At 37.7% G+C, this 19,468-nt stretch carries 11 protein-coding genes; 10 read left to right on the forward strand and 1 reads right to left on the reverse strand.

Going from position 1 to position 19,468, the window contains the following annotated elements:
* The first annotated feature begins 2 nt into the window (after positions 1-2).
* The 4 genes from R2Q70_RS12155 (at position 3) to R2Q70_RS12170 (ending at position 7,217) form a co-directional block, all read left to right on the forward strand.
* The gene (locus tag R2Q70_RS12155; protein WP_316807847.1) at positions 3-3,491 is read left to right on the forward strand and encodes a malectin domain-containing carbohydrate-binding protein; all 3,489 of its coding nucleotides are present in this window, start codon (positions 3-5) and stop codon (positions 3,489-3,491) included.
* 301 nt (positions 3,492-3,792) lie between these two features.
* Complete coding sequence (locus tag R2Q70_RS12160) at positions 3,793-5,361, forward strand: sodium:solute symporter (RefSeq protein WP_316807848.1); 1,569 nt, start codon at positions 3,793-3,795, stop codon at positions 5,359-5,361.
* Positions 5,362-5,412: 51 nt separating this feature from the next.
* Positions 5,413-6,345 carry a dihydrodipicolinate synthase family protein gene (locus R2Q70_RS12165; protein ID WP_316807849.1) on the forward strand — a complete coding sequence of 311 codons (933 nt, stop codon included), beginning with the start codon at positions 5,413-5,415 and terminating at the stop codon, positions 6,343-6,345.
* A 68-nt stretch (positions 6,346-6,413) separates the two neighbouring features.
* The gene (locus tag R2Q70_RS12170; RefSeq protein ID WP_316807850.1) at positions 6,414-7,217 is read left to right on the forward strand and encodes a hypothetical protein; all 804 of its coding nucleotides are present in this window, start codon (positions 6,414-6,416) and stop codon (positions 7,215-7,217) included.
* A 1-nt stretch (position 7,218) separates the two neighbouring features.
* On the opposite strand, the gene R2Q70_RS12175 is transcribed toward R2Q70_RS12170, so the two are convergent.
* Positions 7,219-8,088 (reverse strand): AraC family transcriptional regulator, encoded by an 870-nt coding sequence (locus R2Q70_RS12175; protein ID WP_316807851.1) that lies wholly within the window; start codon positions 8,086-8,088, stop codon positions 7,219-7,221.
* Positions 8,089-8,434: 346 nt separating this feature from the next.
* Here R2Q70_RS12175 and R2Q70_RS12180 point away from each other — a divergent pair, with 346 nt between their 5' ends.
* The 6 genes from R2Q70_RS12180 (at position 8,435) to R2Q70_RS12205 (ending at position 19,392) form a co-directional block, all read left to right on the forward strand.
* Positions 8,435-9,103: a DUF3826 domain-containing protein gene (locus tag R2Q70_RS12180; protein ID WP_316807852.1), complete on the forward strand. Its 669-nt coding sequence runs from the start codon at positions 8,435-8,437 to the stop codon at positions 9,101-9,103.
* 524 nt (positions 9,104-9,627) lie between these two features.
* Positions 9,628-12,783: a SusC/RagA family TonB-linked outer membrane protein gene (locus tag R2Q70_RS12185; RefSeq protein ID WP_316807853.1), complete on the forward strand. Its 3,156-nt coding sequence runs from the start codon at positions 9,628-9,630 to the stop codon at positions 12,781-12,783.
* 10 nt (positions 12,784-12,793) lie between these two features.
* Entirely contained in the window at positions 12,794-14,686 is a 1,893-nt protein-coding gene (locus tag R2Q70_RS12190) for a RagB/SusD family nutrient uptake outer membrane protein (RefSeq protein WP_316807854.1), read from the forward strand.
* Positions 14,687-14,733: 47 nt separating this feature from the next.
* Positions 14,734-15,720 carry a hypothetical protein gene (locus R2Q70_RS12195; protein WP_316807855.1) on the forward strand — a complete coding sequence of 329 codons (987 nt, stop codon included), beginning with the start codon at positions 14,734-14,736 and terminating at the stop codon, positions 15,718-15,720.
* Positions 15,721-16,103: 383 nt separating this feature from the next.
* Positions 16,104-17,759 (forward strand): polysaccharide lyase, encoded by a 1,656-nt coding sequence (locus R2Q70_RS12200; RefSeq protein ID WP_316807856.1) that lies wholly within the window; start codon positions 16,104-16,106, stop codon positions 17,757-17,759.
* A 1-nt stretch (position 17,760) separates the two neighbouring features.
* Positions 17,761-19,392: a polysaccharide lyase gene (locus tag R2Q70_RS12205; protein WP_316807857.1), complete on the forward strand. Its 1,632-nt coding sequence runs from the start codon at positions 17,761-17,763 to the stop codon at positions 19,390-19,392.
* Positions 19,393-19,468 lie beyond the last annotated feature (76 nt).

A 19,468-nucleotide genomic window follows, 5' to 3' on the forward strand; every position in this document is an offset into this window, starting at 1 on the left:
TTATGAAGAATAAAAAGACATTATTTACCATTTTTTTTCTGTGTTTATTATCGAGAACTTATGCTCAAAGTCTTCGAAAAGATATTTCGCTTAACGCGAACTGGGAAACCGTTGCTGATGAAAAAGACATTAAAGCGCATAATGGTTTTCAATCTTCGGGCTATAAAATTTCCAATTGGAAAGTAGTAAATGTGCCGCATAACTGGGATCAATACGAAGGCTATCAGCGTAAACTTCATGGCAATAAACATGGTTACGCCTGGTACCGAAAAACTTTTAAAAGCAATGAAGCGAAATCAGGTAAACGGTTTTTTCTTTATTTCGAAGGCGTGGGTTCATATGCAACGATTTGGCTCAATGGAAAACAAGTCGGTTATCATGCTGGTGGAAGAACAACATTTACATTGGATGTTACGGAAACAATTAAATTAAATAACGAGGATAACCTTCTGGCTGTTCGGGCAGACCATCCTGCAAATATTCAGGATTTGCCCTGGGTAGATGGTGGTTGTTCAACCGAACGGGGTTTTTCTGAAGGCTCTCAGCCAATGGGCATTTTTCGTCCGGTGCACTTAATTGTAACCAATGATGTGCGTATCGAACCATTCGGCCTTCACATTTGGAACGATAATCAGATCTCCGAGAAATCAGCCGTCCTGAATTTTGTAACAACCCTAAAAAATTATTCTGCTAAAACCAGAACCCTCACGGTACTCAATCAGTTATTAGATGCCAAAGGAAATATTGAAAAGACACTATCCAAAAAAATCAATCTTCCGGCAGGAAAAACAATAGATGTTGCACAGCAAACGGATGAGATTTTAAATCCGAAATTGTGGTCTTTAGAAAATCCGTATCTCTATACACTAAAAACGTCCATCATTGAAAATGGAAAGGTGGTTGATGTAATAAAAACGCCGTACGGTATCCGATGGATTAGTTGGCCAATTGGCGATTTGGCCAATCAAAAAGTGTTTCTATTAAACGGAAAACCAGTTTTTATAAATGGTATAGCTGAATATGAACATCTCATCGGGCAAAGCCATGCCTTTACCAATGAACAAATTCATTCCAGGGTGATGCAAATTAAATCGGCAGGTTTTAATGCTTTTCGCGATGCCCATCAACCACATAACCTGTTGTATTCTGATTATTGGGATAGAGAAGGTATTTTATGCTGGACGCAGATGGCAGCGCACATTTGGTACGATACGCCTGAATTCAGAAAGAATTTCAAATCACTGCTGACAGACTGGGTAAAAGAACGCAGAAATAGCCCGGCGGTGGTTTTATGGGGTCTGGAAAATGAAAGTACATTACCCGAAGATTTTGCCAAAGAGTGTACAGCACTCATTCGCAAGCTTGATCCAACGGCTTCATCACAAAGAAAAGTAACCACTTGTAACGGTGGTAAGGGCACCGATTGGGATGTGCCTCAAAACTGGACCGGAACTTATGGTGGAAATCCTTTAACGTATGGTGAAGATTTGAAAAGGCAGGTATTGGTTGGAGAATATGGCGCATGGCGAACCATTGATTTGCATGATGTGGATGTAAACGGAAAGAATTATACGGAAAATAAAATGACCGATTTAATGGAAACCAAAGTGCGTTTGGCAGAAACGGTTAAAGATCAAACAGCAGGACATTTTTTCTGGCTTTACAATTCGCATGATAATCCTGGCCGTATACAGGGTGGCGAGGGTTTGCGTGATCTGGATCGTGTTGGTCCTGTGAATTACAAAGGAATGTTTACGCCGTGGGAGGAACCCACTGATGTTTTTTACATGTTCAGGGCCAATTATGCGCCAAAGAAAACTGAGCCAATGGTTTACATTGTTTCGCATACCTGGCCAAACAGATGGAACCAGCCTGGAATAAAAGATAGTGTTGTTGTTTATTCGAATTGTGATGAAGTAGAACTGTTTAATGATGTAAACGGTGAATCTTTAGGGAAGCAAAAACGGGGCGTAATTGGAACGCATTTTCAATGGAACAAGCCAAACATTAAATACAATGTACTTTATGCGGTGGGTTATGTTGATGGAAAAGTGGTTGCTAAAGATCAGATCGTACTAAATAGTTTGCCGAAATCGCCCAATTTTGAACGTTTAATTGAAACTACAAATGTTTTAGCGGCACAAAAAAACTATCAGTATTTGTACAGGTTAAACTGTGGGGGTCCGGCTTATCAGGATCATATAGGTAATCAATGGTTGGCTGATCAGCAATTAGCTTCGAATAATCAACACTATGGTTCCACTTCCTGGACTTCAGCATTTCCTGGTGTGCCGGCTTTTTTTGCCAGTCAGCGGAGAACGTTTTCGCCAATAAGTGGAAGTGCAGATTGGAAACTTTTTCAATCATTCAGATACGGAAGAGACCAGTTGAAGTTTAGTTTTCCCGTTCCTAAAGATGGCGAGTATTTAGTTGAATTATACTTCATCGAGCCTTGGTTGGGTATTGGCGGTGGGATGAATGCTGAAAAAATGAGAATATTCGATGTGGCCATCAACGATAAAACGGTTTTGAAAGATTTAGACATTTGGAAGGAAGTTGGATCGAACAAAGTCCTGAAGAAAACCGTAAAAGCTTATAGTAAAGCAGGACAATTAGTAGTTTCATTTCCTCAGGTTAAAGTTGGGCAAGCCGTAATTTCTGCCATTGCTGTTGCCAGTTTAGATGCAATTGAAGTATCAGAAAATCAAAGCAATTCGATTATAAACCTTCAGCCAGGCAGTGATTACAAATTAAACAGTTGGATGGATATTGGTGACCAACAATATATGGACTCACCAGAAGTGTTTACCTCGTTGCCATCAAATCTATATGGTGCAGAATGGATTCAGGTTAAGAAAAATATCAAAAATTTAACTTTTAGTGTGAATACGGAAGCTAATGTTTTTGTAGGTTTTTCTGCCGATGGGCCACAGCCAGTAGCAATTGAGAATACTAACATGCAGGTTGAAAATAGCGCAGGAGAAAAGATTAATATTTATAGAAATAGATTTAAGGCGAACGAAAAAGTAGTTTTGAATGGCAGAATAGCCGTGCTAGCGGTTGCTCCAATAAGTGACCTTGAGCCAGCCTATGATTTAAAAACGGTAACGAGCTATAAAGCAACAGACGCTAAATTAATGGGACAAAGCATTGTCCGGCAGGATTTGATGGATAAACCTCGTGTGATTTTTAAAGAAAGTGCAGGTGGTATTTTAGAATGGTCAATTGGCGTGGGTGTTGCCGATACGTATTCACTCACGATAAAATATCACAATCCATCTAATCAACCTATGAAAGCAAAAATCGAATTCTTTTCTGCTGATGGAACGTTAATGCGGACTGAGCAGGCTGAGTTTGCGCCATCAAAGGCCGGAAAGTGGAATTATCTCAACACGAGTACAGGTAGTATGATCAATGCCGGAAGTTATAAAGTGCGTTTAACAGCAACGGAAGCTAAGGGTTTAGCTGTTGATGCGCTGGACGTGCAATAGTTTATGGTTAAAAGTTGTGAGTGATAGTTTCAGACATTATTAAACGCTGGAAAACAGGATTTTGAATATGAAATTTTTTTATTGCGGAACTCAAACCTTTCAACATTTAACTTTCAACATTTAACCTTCAACCCGCAACCTGTAACCTTCAACTTTCAACATTTAACTTTTAACATTTAACTTTTAACCTGTAACCTTCAACCTATAACTTTTAACTTAGAAAAGAACATATAACATTAAGCCAAAATCTTATATAATTGCTGATGTTTAGAAATGCATATTTGTTTTAACCAAATTAATAATGAGCCAACAAGTAATGAAAGGTCTTCCGATTTTCGATCTTGCGATCATCTTCATTTACCTTGTTGGGATGATATTAGTTGGGGTTTATTTTTCGAGAAAAAATAAAAATTCCGAAGCTTTCACAAAAGCCTCGGGCCTCATTCCCGGATGGGCAATAGGTTTATCCATTTATGCAACATTTTTAAGCAGCAATACTTTTTTGGGCGTTCCCGGGAAAGCTTTTGGCGGAAATTGGAATGCCTTTGTATTTAGTATTTCCATGCCTTTGGCGGCCTGGGTGGCATCGAAATATTTTGTTCCATTTTACCGGAATACAGGTGAAATATCGGCTTATACCCATTTAGAAAAACGCTTCGGCGCCTGGGCTCGGGTTTATGCCGTAATCTGCTTTTTGCTCACCCAATTGGCCAGGATGGGCTCCATATTTTTTGGTATCGCCCTGAGCTTACAGGCTTTAACTGGATATTCGATGCAAATGATCATGATTGTAATGGGAGTCTGCATCATATTTTATACTGTCTTAGGAGGAATCGAGGCTGTAATATGGACAGAAGTTGTACAGGCAGTTGTAAAAACCCTGGGTGCTTTGCTCATCCTTTATTTAATCATCAGCAATATGCCGGGCGGCGTTACTAAAATTGTAGAGATTGGAAAAACAGCTGATAAGTTTAGTTTAGGAAGTTTCAAATTAGATTTTGTAGGTTCTTCATTTTGGGTCGTGTTGCTCTATGGTTTTTTCATTAACCTGAACAACTTTGGGATGGACCAAAATTATATCCAGCGATATCATACGGCATCGTCGGGCAAAGCTGCATCAAAATCAATCTGGTTGTGCGTTTGGTTGTATATCCCGGCATCCTTACTTTTTTTTGTTATCGGATCTTGCCTGTTCGCCTATTATGAAGTTAATCCAGATTTGGTTCAGTCAATCAAACACCAGGTTGCGGTAGAGAGGCTGCATGTTGGAGCCTCGTCTGCAGAAATTTTGAAATTGCAAAATTCACTTTTGCCATCAGATTATGGCGATAAGATTATGCCTCATTTTATGGTGACGAAAATTCCAGCCGGATTGGTTGGTTTAATAGTTTCCGCAATTTTATCTGCGGCAATGAGTACAATCAGTTCGGGCATGAATGCTTCAGCAACTGTATTTTCGGTTGATATTTATAAGAGATATTTTAAACCTAACGTTACCGAAAAGCAAAACCTATCCATGCTTCATATTGCAACCGTAGGTTTTGGTTTACTGGGTATGATTGCTGGAATTGCCATGATTGGCGTGAAGAGTATACTCGATGTTTGGTGGGAACTATCTGGGATTTTTGCCGCAGGTATGCTTGGGCTTTTTCTACTAGGAATAGTAAGTAAGCAAACTAAAAATCATGAAGCAATTATTGCCACCATTATCGGTATTGTAGTCATAATTTGGATGACATTTTCTTCACTTCTTCCTGCTCAATATGAAGCTTTTCGAAATCCGCTGCACAAAAATATGATCATTGTAGTTGGAACTTTAACCATATTTCTGGTAGGGATTTTTCTGACAAAGATTAAAAAGGAAAAGTAAACACAGCACCATAACCATTAACAATAACTATAAACTTTACTTATCTAAGAGATGGAAAACGCACAAAAAGGGTTCATTCCGGTTATGCTCACGCCTTTTTTGAGCAATGGAAACATCGATTATCCGGCATTAACACAATTAACTGAAATTTATTTACAGGCCGGTGCATCAGGTTTATTTGCGAATTGCTTATCAAGCGAGATGTTTGAGTTGTCTGATGAGGAACGAATTCAAGCTGTTAAACATGTAATTAAAATTACGGATGGAGCTGTGCCTGTAGTGGCCACCGGAACCTTTGGAGGAGCGATTTCGAAACAAGCCGATTTTGTAAAAGCAATAAGTGATTTGGGCGTGGAAGCAGTGATTGCCATAACCAGTTTATTGGCTGATGAAAATGAAACCGATGAAGTATTTAATGAACGTGTTTTTGATTTATTCGATCAAACACCGGATATTCCAATAGGGTTTTATGAGTGCCCGGTGCCATACAAACGTGTGCTGAAACCCCGGCAATTGGCTGATTTTGTTGCCACAGGCAGAGTAATTTATCATAAGGATACTTGTTTAGACCTCGTTCAGATTAAAGAGAAACTACGGCTAACCGACGGACATGCCTTTGGTTTATACGATGCATACATGGTTCATGCGGTAGAATCTTTAAAAGCCGGTTCCTCTGGTCTGTCCTGCATTCAGGGGAACTATTTTCCAGAACTCATTGTGTGGCTCTGCGATCATTACGATAACGAACTGATGAAGGATGAGGTTGCAATCGTTCAGCAATTTATTGTCGATAATATGGATGTGATGCATAATGTATATCCCATTGTATCTAAGTACTTTCTACAAAAGAGGGGATTGGATATTTCCACATTTACCAGGCGGAATGTGGGTGCCTTTACGCCAGGTATCGAGAAAGAAATAGAAAAATTATATGATGATTATACCGCTTTGAGAAGTGACCTGAATATACAAATGTTTATCTAGAAAAATTTGCAATTTTTCCTCATAAATTAATAACTTGTGAGATCAACATTCTAAATTTCTCTCGCGTCATGTTTCTTTTTGCAAAAAGTACAATTATTAATTACATCAATAATAATCCCGAATCTAGAATCAGCCTAGTATTGTGGCTTAACAATTTTGAAACACGGTCTCATTCTTTTTTTACAGATTTTGATATTGATTTTCATTATCCAAATGGTTCTGGAAGCTCAAGTTTTACTGACGATTACACCATTCAATATGAAATAAATATTCATGCGAAAGCCCTTTTAATTACTTGGGTAGGAAATAAAGATGAATTAAAAGAAAAACAAAGAATTGAGCAGGAGGAATTTGAACGCTATAATAGGGAAGTGTTGGGCGGAAAATTGATTAGTGGAACATTTAGTGCAACCGGGAGGGGTATTAGCCGTAAGCCAATAAAGCCTGATCCATCCATTCCAACTTTTAAATCAGATTTACAGAAAAGGATTGAAAGTTTTAACATCGAAATAAATGCATCAGAATTAGATCATTTCAAAACCGTAGAAGATTACGAATGCGCTGTCGATGAAGCGATTTCTCTATTCAGCTCGCGTCCAGGTTCATCAAGTTTTAAGGAATTATTGATGTTACTGTTTAAAATAGATCACTACCAAAGAAACGTATTGATTTTTCCAGAAGCTAATTTGGTCGAATTGGTTTCGCATATGATGAGTTTTTTCAAGTTGAATATTTCTGATTTCAGCGATATTTTAAGTACAACCGAATTCGAATTATTCTTATCTCACCAATTGAAGCTTAAAGCTTATACTTTGAAACGTATATTAACACGTATGGGTTTGAAGTTTCTTTACGGGAAGATAAAGCAATAAATTAATTCAAATATTTCCTTTTGTAATCCAGCGGCGTCATGCCTGTAACCTTTTTGAAATGCCTGTAAAAATTGGAAACATTGTTAAAACCACAATCGAAACAAATCATCTCGGTGGGTAACTTATTTTCAATCAGTAATCTGCAGGCATGGCTAACCCTAATTTCAATTAAAAAATCGTAGAAAGTTTTTTTAGTCATTAACTTGAAATACCGGCAAAACGAAGTAATACTTAGATTACTAAGGGATGCAACTTCTTCGAGCGTAATGTCTTTTTTATAATTGCTTAAAGTGTAGTTGCAAATTTTATTGATTCTTAATGTTTCCGATTCATTGGATTGGTAGAAAGTATTTTTGCTGGTTACAATGGTTTCATATTCATCAGTTTCTGCCAGTGTTTTTAAGATGGATAGCAAAATGATAATCCGATCTAAATTTGTCGCATCGATCGCCGATTGCATTAAGGTCACTAACTTTTCTTTCGCTTTTCCATTAATGACAATGCCACTTTTAGCTTTTTCAAATAGCTTTGGCAACAAGTAGGCTTCAGGCAGGTTTAACAAGTGTTTCCCAAGGCAATCGGGTAAGAAATGAATTACCATCGCTTCAGTGTTTAGATCACGGTTATTCTGGAAATATTCCTCCTTGCATCGCCAGGTATGTGGCAAATTTTCGCCCAAAAGAATCATTTCACCTGGTTCGAAATTGCTAATGTTGTCGCCAATAAAACGAACACCTTCACCTTTAATCACATAATGTAATTCCAGTTCCGGATGATAATGCCAGATGTTCCCGAAATCAGGGTTGATATCGTGACGGATACTAAAAGAGCTTTGTAGCGTAACCGGAACTTTGTGGAAGTGAGGTTTCATGAACTGCTTGAGATATTTGGTTAACCTTATATTTTAATTGCTCAATCATACGAGCAATCGCTTTAAAGTTACCGAGTTTTATGATAACATTCTATATTAACTGGCCAAAAAGTATTATTAAATGTTATTTTTGATTGTTGAGTTTTGTAGGAAGCACTAAGGAAGGCTACCAAAATATCTTAGGATAAATTATTTCTATATAAATTTTTTATTTATTAATAAATTTTCAGAATAGATAAAACAAAAGGAAATTCTGTTATTTTTGCTTACGAAAGAGAAAGCTAAGTCGTTTGAGATTAGGCTTTTCAAAACAATTACATTTAACCAAATACTATTCAAGAAAATTATGAGACTACCAATTTTAGCCTTGTTATTAATGTTCTCAAGTGTTGCTACAACTTTTGCGCAGAAAATGACAGCAGAAGAAAAAGATAAATACATTAAGGCAATTACGGAGCGTGCTGATAAGATCGTGGTTAATTTAGGCGTTGCCGATGCAAAGAAAGCTGAAAAGGTTCGGGATATCATTAGAGATCAATACAGTAACCTTAATGATATCTATAGCATTAGGGACCTAAAGGCAAAAGATATTAAAAGCAAACTTGAAGGCAATAAAGTTGAAAGAGATTCGGCGCTGGCTAAACAGAACAGAGGCGTAATGGAATCGCTGGCAAAATTACATAACAAATACATCAGTAAACTTTCTGCACACTTAACGCCAGCACAAATTGATTTAGTGAAAAATGGCATGACTTATAATGTTTTGCCGATTACCTATAAGGCTTATCAGGAAGAAATTTTAACCCTGACTGAAGATCAAAAGAAACAAATTTTAACCTGGCTTACCGAAGCTCGTGAGTATGCAATGGACGCTGAATCATCTGATAAGAAACATGCATGGTTCGGAAAATATAAAGGAAGAATAAACAACTACCTTTCTGCAGCTGGTTACGACCTGAAGAAAGAGGGGATAGAATGGGAAAAAAGAAGAAAAGCTAAAGCGCAAAATAATTAGTTTTTTGGCTGTTAATGCATCAAAATTAACAGCCAAATTTTTTTAACATTTTTTATTTAAGAATATTTCATTTATATATGAATTTTATTTCTATCTTGTATCATAATTAAAAATGTAAATACTTTAGGTTAATATGATTACGCTGGTTTGTTAAAATCATATAACAATTGAATTGAAATTTAATAAAGAACTATAATTTGTGAATTCTGTAAACATAAATTATACTTTCTAACCAAACATTAATAATAAACAAATAGACTAAGATATGAGCCGTCTTGACTAAAACAATTAAGGTACGATAGCATTTATGCAGAATACCAGTCCCTTTGTTAACTCGCATATATAGGGAACATCAATTGATCAGAGCAAACACTCATTTCTAAAACGGATAACTAATATTAACGAACCTATTCAAAGTTGAATGAAGCTTTAATATACATTGTATAAAAAGATCAACAATAGTTATTGTTTGATCGACCCACAATTGCATATAATTAGTATTAAAAACTAACCAAATAATAAATATGAACTTAAAATTTTTACGCAAATTATCTTGGGTATTCGCACTCTTGACAATTATCAGTACTTCGTTGTTTGCACAGCAGCGACAAATTACTGGTAAAGTTGTTGATAAAAAGGACGGCCAGCCCGTACCTGGAGTGACTGTTGGAATACGCGGTAAAACTAATAATGTGAGCACCAATGATAGGGGTGAGTTTGCATTAATCGCCGATCCTGCAACTGATGCCTTGGTTTTCTCATTCATTGGCTACGTAAGGCAAATTGTGCCTTTATCTGGCAAAATCAACATTACCGTAAACTTTGTTGAAGACAATACCGCCTTAGATGATGTGGTTGTTGTGGGTTACGGAGTAAAGAAAAAATCAGAAATTCTAGGTTCAGTGGCCACCATCACCGGCGCAGAAATTCAGGATGTTCCGGCGCCGAATTTAGCTGGTGCATTAAGAAATAGGATTGCAGGTGTGGGTGTGAGTCAGGAGTCTGGTCGTCCAGGCTCGGCGATCACTTTAAATATTAGAAATTCTACTACAACTACTGCAGCTGCTGGTACTACTGCTGAACCGCTTTATGTCGTAGATAATATTACAGTTACGAGAGAGGCATTTGATAATATAGATGCTTCGATGATTGAAAATCTAACCTTCTTAAAAGATGCTTCTGCTGCAATTTATGGTGCTGCCGGAGCTAAGGGTGTTATTTTGGTAACTACAAAACGAGGAAAGATTGGAAAGCCAAGTATTACCTATAATGGTTATTTAGGCGTTTCTGATGCCATTAAAGTTCCTAAAATGTTATCGGGCTTTGAACACGCATCTTTACTGAATGACACTTATCGTTCTGTGGGTGCTGCTGCATCTGAATATTTTGCTCCGGAAGACCTGGAGTATATTAAAACACTGGATTATAAAAGCTGGTACGATGAAGTATGGCAGGCAGCTACCACACAGCGTCATAATATCGGTATTTCTGGTGGTAGTGATAAAATTACCTTTTTTGCAGGTGGAAGTTACCAGGGTGAAAATGGAAACTATGCCGGAATGCTATTTAATAAATATTCATTTAGAAGTGGTTTAGTTGCGACTGTAGCGAATGGCTTAAAAGCTGATGTAAATTTCAACGTAGACTATGGTACAAAAGAACTACATCATAATGCCCAGGAAAACGATGCGGCCTTCTTTGAAAGACTTATTACAGTTCCAAGATGGGTTCCAATTAGTATCGATGGCAAATTCGTCAACTATAATGTAAATAATGTTAACGTTAGCAACATTAATCCTTTAGCCATTTCTGAGTCTGGTTATTATAATAACGGTTCAAATAAATCGTACCGTATTAATGCATCGCTAACTTATGAGCCAACGTTTTTAAAAGGCCTGGTTATTCGGGGTCAGGTTTCGCAATCAAGCGGATCTTCTAAAAACACGCAATACATACCACCATTCACATTATACAATTTTGTGAAAAGAGGTAACAATCAGGAATTGTTCACTGACCAGTTGCCAACTACAACTGCCGCTACTTTTCAGCCAACAAGTGCAGCCAACTCAACTTTCACACCAGGCTTAATTGATAACAATAGCTATCAGTTTTTCCTAACACTACAGTACAACAAAACCATTGGGAAACATGCTTTCAGTTTCTTAGCCGGTGCTGAGCAAAGTGAAGGTAATACTCAACAATCGCAAGTTCGTTACACCAACCAACTTATCCCTGGGATAGATCAGTACTTTGCTTATGACATTAATACTTTGGTTGCATCTAACTTAGATAGAACTGCAGTTTCTAAACGATCTGGTTTTGCCCGTTTCAGTTATGATTTTGATAAGAAATATCTAATTGAGGGTATTGCCCGTATTGATGCATCTTCAAACTTCGCATTGGGTAACCGTTGGGGTGTGTCGCCAAATATTGGAGTGGGATGGGTAGTGAGTCAGGAGAATTTCTTCAAAAATTTAGAAGCCTTAAGCTTTATTAACTTTTTGAAAATCAAAGCAAATATTGGTACAACTGGTGATGACCGCGTTGGCGTTCGCTTGTGGCAAGATAGATTTTTGATTGATGTAACCAACGGATATATCTATGGAAATGCAAATGGAAACAGTTTAAACCGTAATCGCTTGGCTAATCCGGATATTACCTGGGAGAAAAAAAGAACCATTAATGTTGGTTTGGAAACTTCCATGTTCAATAATAAGTTAGATATTAGCATCGAAGCTTTCCAAAACTATACCTATGATGGTTTCGAGTTGGGCGCAAATAATCAGTATCCACAATATTTTGGTACGCCTGCACCAGTATTAAACTACAGACAACTTTACAATTGGGGTTCGGAATTTAGTATAGGTTATAAAGCAAAACTAGCTAAAGATTGGAATTTAAGTGCGAGTATTAACTTCTCATACGGTAACTCAGTTACTGATAGAATCTTATATACTCCAGGATTTTTAATTAATAATACATTTCCTAACTTACAATTATTTGGTACTGATCCACGTAAGTACAGTTCGAACAATTATGGTTTAACTAACCTGGGAATGTTCAGAACTCAAGCAGATGTTGATGCCTGGATGGCGAAATACCCTAATTACAGGCTTTACGATAGGGTACCGCAAGCTGGTTGGTTGTATTACGAGGATACAAATGGCGACGGCGTAATATCTGATAGTGATTTAGCACCATTGTACAACAATACAAATCCAATATTTGCTTCAGGTATCACATTGAATTTAACTTACAAAAATTTTAGTTTGAATACTAATATTAATGCGAGATTCGGTGGTAAAATTTTCTATGATAGTAGAGCAAGAACAGCACCGTCAAGAACTAGAAATACTTTGGATATCTGGACTGACCGTTGGACATTAGATAATCCGATGGAAGGTAAATATCCGAGATTTGATGATCCAACATTAGGTATAAACTCAGACTTTTGGGCTGTTGATGGAACAATGATTCGTATCAATACCATGACTTTAAGTTATAAAGCACCAACTGCTTTTGCAAACAAGTTAGGTATTGGTGGAGCCCGAATTTTGTTAACGGGGAATAACCTGTGGACCATTGTAAATCCTTTACCTTATAAAGATCCATATACTTCAGGTGCGTGGGATTACCCAATGTTGAGAACGCTGTCTTTAGGATTGAGTGTTAACTTATAATTTTTGAAAAATGATTAAGCAAATTAGAAATAATATAAATAAAGCAGTGTTGGTTTTCATTCTGGCAGCTGCTTTACCAGCCTGTGTAAACAAAGATGAATTTTTCTTATTACCAGATACAGGTGGTGTTGATCAGGCCATTTGGGATAACGATGGTTCTGTGCAATTACATTTGAACAGGGTCTACGATGTAGCGATGTATCAATTTCCGCTGCAATTAACTCCCGACCGTTACGGTGTGCACTATGCGAGTGATGAAAATTATTTTCCGGATGGCGATGCAAATGCAAAAGCTGCACTTGGTCTACAAGGGATTTTGGGAAATAACGATGTAAGGTACACGGGTAATACTTATGGTGGAAACCCGGGTAACAATAAATACTGGGATATCGCCAGATGTAATGATGCAATTGCCAATCTTCCTGGCAGTAAAATAGTTACATCTAAGAAAAATGAATTGCTTGGGCAGTATTATGCGTTAAGAGCCATTACCTATTTTGAATTGGTTAAAGTATATGGTGGTGTTCCACTACCTTTAACCCCACAAGGAGCCGATACGATTTATGATGAAGGAAGAAGACCAGCTAAAGAGTGTATTGCTGCAATATTAAGTGATTTAAATAATGCAATTGTTTTATTAGAGGGATTTAATCCAGGCGATGCAGATGGCAGAGGTAAAATGACCAAACTGATTGCAACCTGTTTAAAGGCTAAAGTATTATTGTATTGGGCTAGTCCTCAATTTAATCCAACAAATGATGCCAAACATCCTTATCAGGCCTCAAGATGGGCAGATGCGCTAACTGCTAATAAAGAGGCTTATGATATGTGTGTTGCGGCTGGAAAAAGACTAATGCCAAATTATTTAGACATTTTCCGTGTAGAAGGTACAGCCAATACTGAGGCAATTTTAGTAAGAACTTATTCAAGTACCGTTCCAAACAGAGGCAATAACACGGAGGTTCGCGTTAGGCCGCAATCAGAGGGTGGAAGTACTGGTTTTCCAAATACTTATTTCTTACCTACCACAAAAATGTTAGATGCTTATCCAATGAGAGATGGAAAACCATTAAATACATCTACAGCATTTCCTTACGATCCAACTATGTTTTGGCAAAATAGAGATCCTAGATTCGAAGCTACGTTTGCAACGAATGGATCCGTATATCCATTAAGTGGAAATGCATCTCGAAAACAATGGACTTACAACCTTGCAGTTGGGGAGAGTAGTGGTGTTCCAGTATATGTTAAGCGTTTCTCTACACCAACCTTAACAGCAAGTGCTTCTGTTTATAGTAGTTCTATAGGTGGTGGCAGTGGAATGGATTGGATAGAACTTAGATTTGCAGAAATTATGTTGAATTATGCCGATTGTTTAAATGAAACTGGAAACGTTGCTGGTGCGAAAGATTTAGTTAGACAAATTCGTGTGAGAGCAGGAGTGGTAGCTGGTGATTCAGATTACGGACTTGCATTGGCTGGAAGCACTGCTCAATTACGTAACCTGATCTTAAACGAAAGACAAATTGAATTTGCTTTCGAAAACAAAAGAAATTCTGATTTGAGAAGGTCGCGTACCATGCATTTGTTAACAGGCAATATGTCTAAGTTAGAAGTGCAGCTAGTAAATCCGCCATCAGGATCTGATCAAAGAGATAAAGGATTATTAGAACAACCTGTTGCAGGTACAACAACGCCTTTCAGAGAAACTTTAAATGTGAATGATAAAGCGACTTATACTAAATACTTTAAAAATGTGATCATCACCAACACCACTTACTTGCCGTATAATGTTCCAGAATTTCATTACTTCTATACGTTCCATAACGATTTTGTGAGTTTTGGTAATAAAATTCTTCCAACTATTGGGTGGGCCGGTGGTACATTTGATCCACTTGATTAATATTTAAAGCATAAACGTTTCAGTAAATCTGATTAAAAATTAAAATAATGAAAACTAAATATATTCATCAGTTATTCATCGCTTTATGTGTTATTGTGTTCGCCTCCTGTAAAAAGGAGTCGACGAACATATTTAACATGTTCGAAGATGTAACCGTAACTTTTAACAATAGTGATCCGCGTTGTGTTACCGATTATAAATTAATTAATGATAAAGAAGAGGTGTGGATAGATTTTACGATCAGCTCTGCCAAAGAAGATATGTATTCTTACATTTTTGAAGTTTCTGCTGGTACAGCTCAGGCCACGCGTTATACGGTTAACATTACCGATCCTGCTCAACGTAGAAGTTTTTCATCAATTATTAAATTACCAAATTCTGCCTTTCCTGCAGCTGCACTTCGTGATGGAAAACAAAGTTATCGCATTTGTGCGCTTAATGAAAAAGGAGTTTATATTGGTGATGGTTACAAAAAAGTGACGGTTGAGGTTAATCCTAGTTTTATGATTTATGCAAACAGAGATATTTATTTACCAGATACTGTAGCTAAAATCCTACCAAGCTTCTTTTCTGTTACTGATGCTACTACTTTCAGTTATACCAATGCGGCAACTAATGCTGGAAAAATAGATTTTGGTATTTACAGAAAACCAGGCGCTAATTCTACAGTTCAAACGCCAACCTGGGTAGTCAATTTATATTCTCCAAGTGTGGCTACTAATCCATTAACTGTTTACGATATCAGCGGCTTTAGTCCAAAAAGAACAACTAAATTCAGCCAGCCAGTAACCGGACAAGCGAATGCTTTCCTTACCACGGCAATTTCTGGTTCTTCTATTGAGACATTAGCAAAAGCAAGAGCAATAACTTTTAATGAAACTACGCAGACTACGCCGGCCAATGGATTGGCAGCAGGAAATGCCGTGTTTTTCCTTACACCGGAAGGTAGATATGGAATGTTATATATTAATGCAGTAACTTCTGATTTGCAGAAGAGACCATTCATTAACGTGAGCATCAAAGTGCAACGATAAAATGCTTTTCTCGGCGGTTTGCACCGCCACAATTTTATATATATTTGGTTTGAAAAAAAGGGAGCAGCGATTGCTTCCTTTTTTCATTTAAGAATGTTACATTTATATATGAAATTTATTTCTATCTTGTATCGCAGCTTCTAAAAGCAGATTGATTTAAAATAAGTCTATTTACTTTATGATAAAATGATATGTGATAAAGAGAAAATGCTATATTTTATCATTTTCAGAAGCCTTTATTTATTGAAATAATATACTTTCTAACCAAAACTTATAACCAAGAAATACTAAAGAATGAGCCACAATTTTTAAATTAACTTTTTGAAATTCTTCACCGTTAATTTTCCCGGTAAATCTTAGTTTTCTTTACGAGCAAAACACAAATGAAAAAGAACTTATTAAATCTGCTATTTTCATCAGCATTAATCCTCTCAGCTGGTTCAGCTTTTGCACAATACCCGAAAATTCCTGATGACGTTAAAAAACAGTCTGATTCGATTATGAAGGCAGCTACCCGTCAATCAGATATTGCATGGGAAAAAGCAAAACCAATTATGGAAGCAGAAGCTAAACAAGGCAAACCTTATATCCCATGGGCGGGTCGACCTACAGATTTACCTCAATCAGAATTATTGGCATTTCCAGGTGCTGAAGGTGGTGGCGCTTATAGTTTCGGTGGCCGCGGTGGTAGAGTTATTGTTGTAAAAAATTTAAATGATAGCGGTCCGGGTTCGTTACGTGATGCGTGTGAGCAAGGTGGAGCCAGAATTGTGGTATTTAATGTTGCGGGTATCATTCGCCTAAAATCGCCACTAATTATTCGTGCTCCATATATTACTATTGCAGGTCAAACCGCACCAGGCGATGGCGTTTGCGTTGCAGGCGAATCAGTTTGGTTAAATACGCATGATGTTATTGTGCGTTATATGCGTTTCCGCAGAGGCGAAACTTTTGTAGGTCGCCGCGATGATGCAATTGGTGGTAATCCGGTAGGAAATATCATGATTGACCACGTTTCTGCAAGCTGGGGATTGGATGAAAACATGTCGATGTATCGCCACATGTATAACGACAGTACAGGTAAAATCGAAGACAAATTGGGAACAGTAAACATCACCATTCAAAATTCTATTTTCTCTGAAGCTTTGGATTATTGGAACCATGCTTTTGGCTCTACATTGGGCGGCGAAAACTGTGCTTTTGTTCGCAATCTTTGGGCTGATAACGGTGCTCGTAATCCATCAATTGGCTGGAATGGGATTTTCAATTTTGCAAACAATGTAGTTTTTAACTGGAATAATCGCTCTACTGATGGTGGCGATTACACCGCACAGTATAATATCATCAACAATTATTATAAACCGGGACCAGTTACTGAGCTTAAAGACCCAATTTCTTACCGGATCTTAAAGCCTGAATCTGGTCGTAGTAAATTGCCATATGTTGTTTTTGGAAGAGCTTATGTAGATGGAAATATTATCGAAGGCAACGATAAAGTAACTAAAGATAACTGGAACGGTGGCGTACAGCTTGAAGATAAAAAAGGAAGTTTAATGACTTTCGAGCAAGCTTCGCCATATTTTGCGGCAATGAGGGCAAAAAAACCTTTTCCAATGCCTAAAATATCTATCATTCCAACTCTTCAAGCTAAAGAGTTTGTGCTTACAAATGTAGGCGCAACTTTACCGAAAAGAGATCCTGTTGATACAAGAATAGTAAAACAGGTAAGAACAGGAATTATTGAAGTTCATCCTGATGCTAAACCATCGGCATTTCAATTTGAACATCGCAGATTACCGGGAGATTCATACAAACAAGGCATAATTACAGAAGTTTCTCAGGTAGGCGGTTATCCGGATTATAAAGGAACGCCTTACAAAGATTCAGATAATGATGGGATGCCAGATGCTTATGAGTTGAAAAATGGTTTGAACCCGAAAGATGCATCCGATGCAGCAAAAATTACTAAAAATGGTTATTCGAATATCGAAAACTATTTAAACAGTGTAGTTTCCGTTTCAACTGTAAAACCTAACTAGTATGCGCAACTGGAATTCTTTTTTAAGCATTATTGCGCTCTGTGGCATTGGAAATGTTGCCTTTGCGCAATATCCTGTGATTCCTGAGGCGATGGAAAAAAAGGCTGATTCATTGATGGCAAAACTAGGAAGCAGGGCAGACCAGCAATTTCTAAAAGTTAAGCCAATAATCGATGCCGAGGCTAAAGCGGGTAAACCTTATATTCCATGGGCAGCAAAACCAAGCGACTTACCACAATCGAAAATGGTGGCCTTTCCTGGTGCTGAAGGTGGCGGAGCCTATTCTTTTGGCGGTCGTGGTGGAAAAGTTTACGTAGTTACAAGTCTGGAAGATTCAGGCAAGGGTACTTTGCGTGAAGCTTGTGAGCAAGGAGGTGCAAGGATTGTTGTTTTTAATGTTGCCGGAATCATTCGTTTAAAATCTCCATTGAGTATTCGTGCACCATATATTACGATTGCGGGTCAGAGTGCACCTGGCGATGGCGTATGTGTTGCTGGTGAATCAATCTGGATTGACACTCACGATGTGGTGATTCGTTACATACGTTTCCGTCGTGGCGCTACTGATGTGACGCGTAGAGATGATGCTATTGGTGGCAATCCTGTGGGTAATATCATAATCGACCACGTTTCTGCAAGCTGGGGTTTAGACGAAAATATGTCGATTTATCGCCATGTTTATGATAAGAAAGATGGTTCCAAGCCTGAGAAATTGCCTACAGTAAACGTGACCATTCAGAACTCTATTTTCTCTGAGGCTTTAGATACCTATAATCATGCTTTTGGAAGTACAATTGGTGGTTTGAATTCTACTTTCATGCGCAACCTTTGGGCATCAAACATTGCCAGAAATCCTTCTGTTGGAATGTATGGCGATTTTGGTTTTGCTAATAATGTAGTTTTTAACTGGTGGAACAGGAGTGCCGATGGTGGCGATAATGCTTCCTTTTATAGTTTCGTAAACAATTATTACAAACCTGGGCCTATTACACCTGCCGGAGAGCCAATTTCTTACCGCATCTTAAAACCAGAATCTGGAAGAGATAAAAGATATACAAATGAATTCGGTCGTGCTTACGTGACCGGTAACATCGTTGAAGGCAACGAGAAAGTAACCAAAAATAATTGGGACGGCGGCGTTCAGCCGGAAAGCAAACGCGATAAGCAAAAGTTGCTGGATTCTATTCGTACAGATAAGCCTTTGCCAATGGCGAAGATATCCATCATCGATACCAAAAAAGCTTATGATTATGTGCTTGCAAATGCAGGTGCATCATTACCTGTTCGCGATGCTGTTGACCAGCGTATCGTTAAACAGGTTGCTACTGGTAAAATTGAACATGTTGAAGATGGGAAATTGCCTGCTCCACAAAATTATGTAAAGCGTCGTTTACCTGCTGATTCTTATAAACAAGGCATTATTTCAGATATTGCTCAAGTTGGTGGTTATCCGGAATATAAAGGAAAACCTTATTTGGATACTGATAACGATGGTATTCCTGACGCCTGGGAAATAAAAAACGGATTGAATCCAAAAGATGCAAAAGATGCTGCTAAAATTTCGAAATCTGGTTATGCCAATATCGAAGTTTATTTGAATAGCTTAGTGGATGTGAGTAAAGTGAGGCCATAATAGGGTTGAAAGTTAAAGGTTAAAGGTTGAAAGTAGAAAGTTCAAAGGGAAAGACCAAAGCGAAATACTACGCACA

Source organism: Pedobacter agri, assembly GCF_032678665.1.
GTDB classification, from domain to species: Bacteria; Bacteroidota; Bacteroidia; order Sphingobacteriales; family Sphingobacteriaceae; genus Pedobacter; species Pedobacter agri_A.

What these genes read in the sequence shown, in the direction of transcription:
- R2Q70_RS12160 (WP_316807848.1), top strand. Translation starts at nt 3,793, where the DNA reads ATGAGCCAACAAGTAATGAAAGGTCTTCCGATTTTCGATCTTGCGATC.
- R2Q70_RS12200 (WP_316807856.1), top strand. Translation starts at nt 16,104, where the DNA reads ATGAAAAAGAACTTATTAAATCTGCTATTTTCATCAGCATTAATCCTC.
- R2Q70_RS12205 (WP_316807857.1), top strand. Translation starts at nt 17,761, where the DNA reads ATGCGCAACTGGAATTCTTTTTTAAGCATTATTGCGCTCTGTGGCATT.
- R2Q70_RS12155 (WP_316807847.1), top strand. Translation starts at nt 3, where the DNA reads ATGAAGAATAAAAAGACATTATTTACCATTTTTTTTCTGTGTTTATTA.
- R2Q70_RS12170 (WP_316807850.1), top strand. Translation starts at nt 6,414, where the DNA reads ATGTTTCTTTTTGCAAAAAGTACAATTATTAATTACATCAATAATAAT.
- R2Q70_RS12175 (WP_316807851.1), bottom strand. Translation starts at nt 8,088, where the DNA reads ATGAAACCTCACTTCCACAAAGTTCCGGTTACGCTACAAAGCTCTTTT.
- R2Q70_RS12190 (WP_316807854.1), top strand. Translation starts at nt 12,794, where the DNA reads ATGATTAAGCAAATTAGAAATAATATAAATAAAGCAGTGTTGGTTTTC.
- R2Q70_RS12195 (WP_316807855.1), top strand. Translation starts at nt 14,734, where the DNA reads ATGAAAACTAAATATATTCATCAGTTATTCATCGCTTTATGTGTTATT.
- R2Q70_RS12180 (WP_316807852.1), top strand. Translation starts at nt 8,435, where the DNA reads ATGAGACTACCAATTTTAGCCTTGTTATTAATGTTCTCAAGTGTTGCT.
- R2Q70_RS12165 (WP_316807849.1), top strand. Translation starts at nt 5,413, where the DNA reads ATGGAAAACGCACAAAAAGGGTTCATTCCGGTTATGCTCACGCCTTTT.
- R2Q70_RS12185 (WP_316807853.1), top strand. Translation starts at nt 9,628, where the DNA reads ATGAACTTAAAATTTTTACGCAAATTATCTTGGGTATTCGCACTCTTG.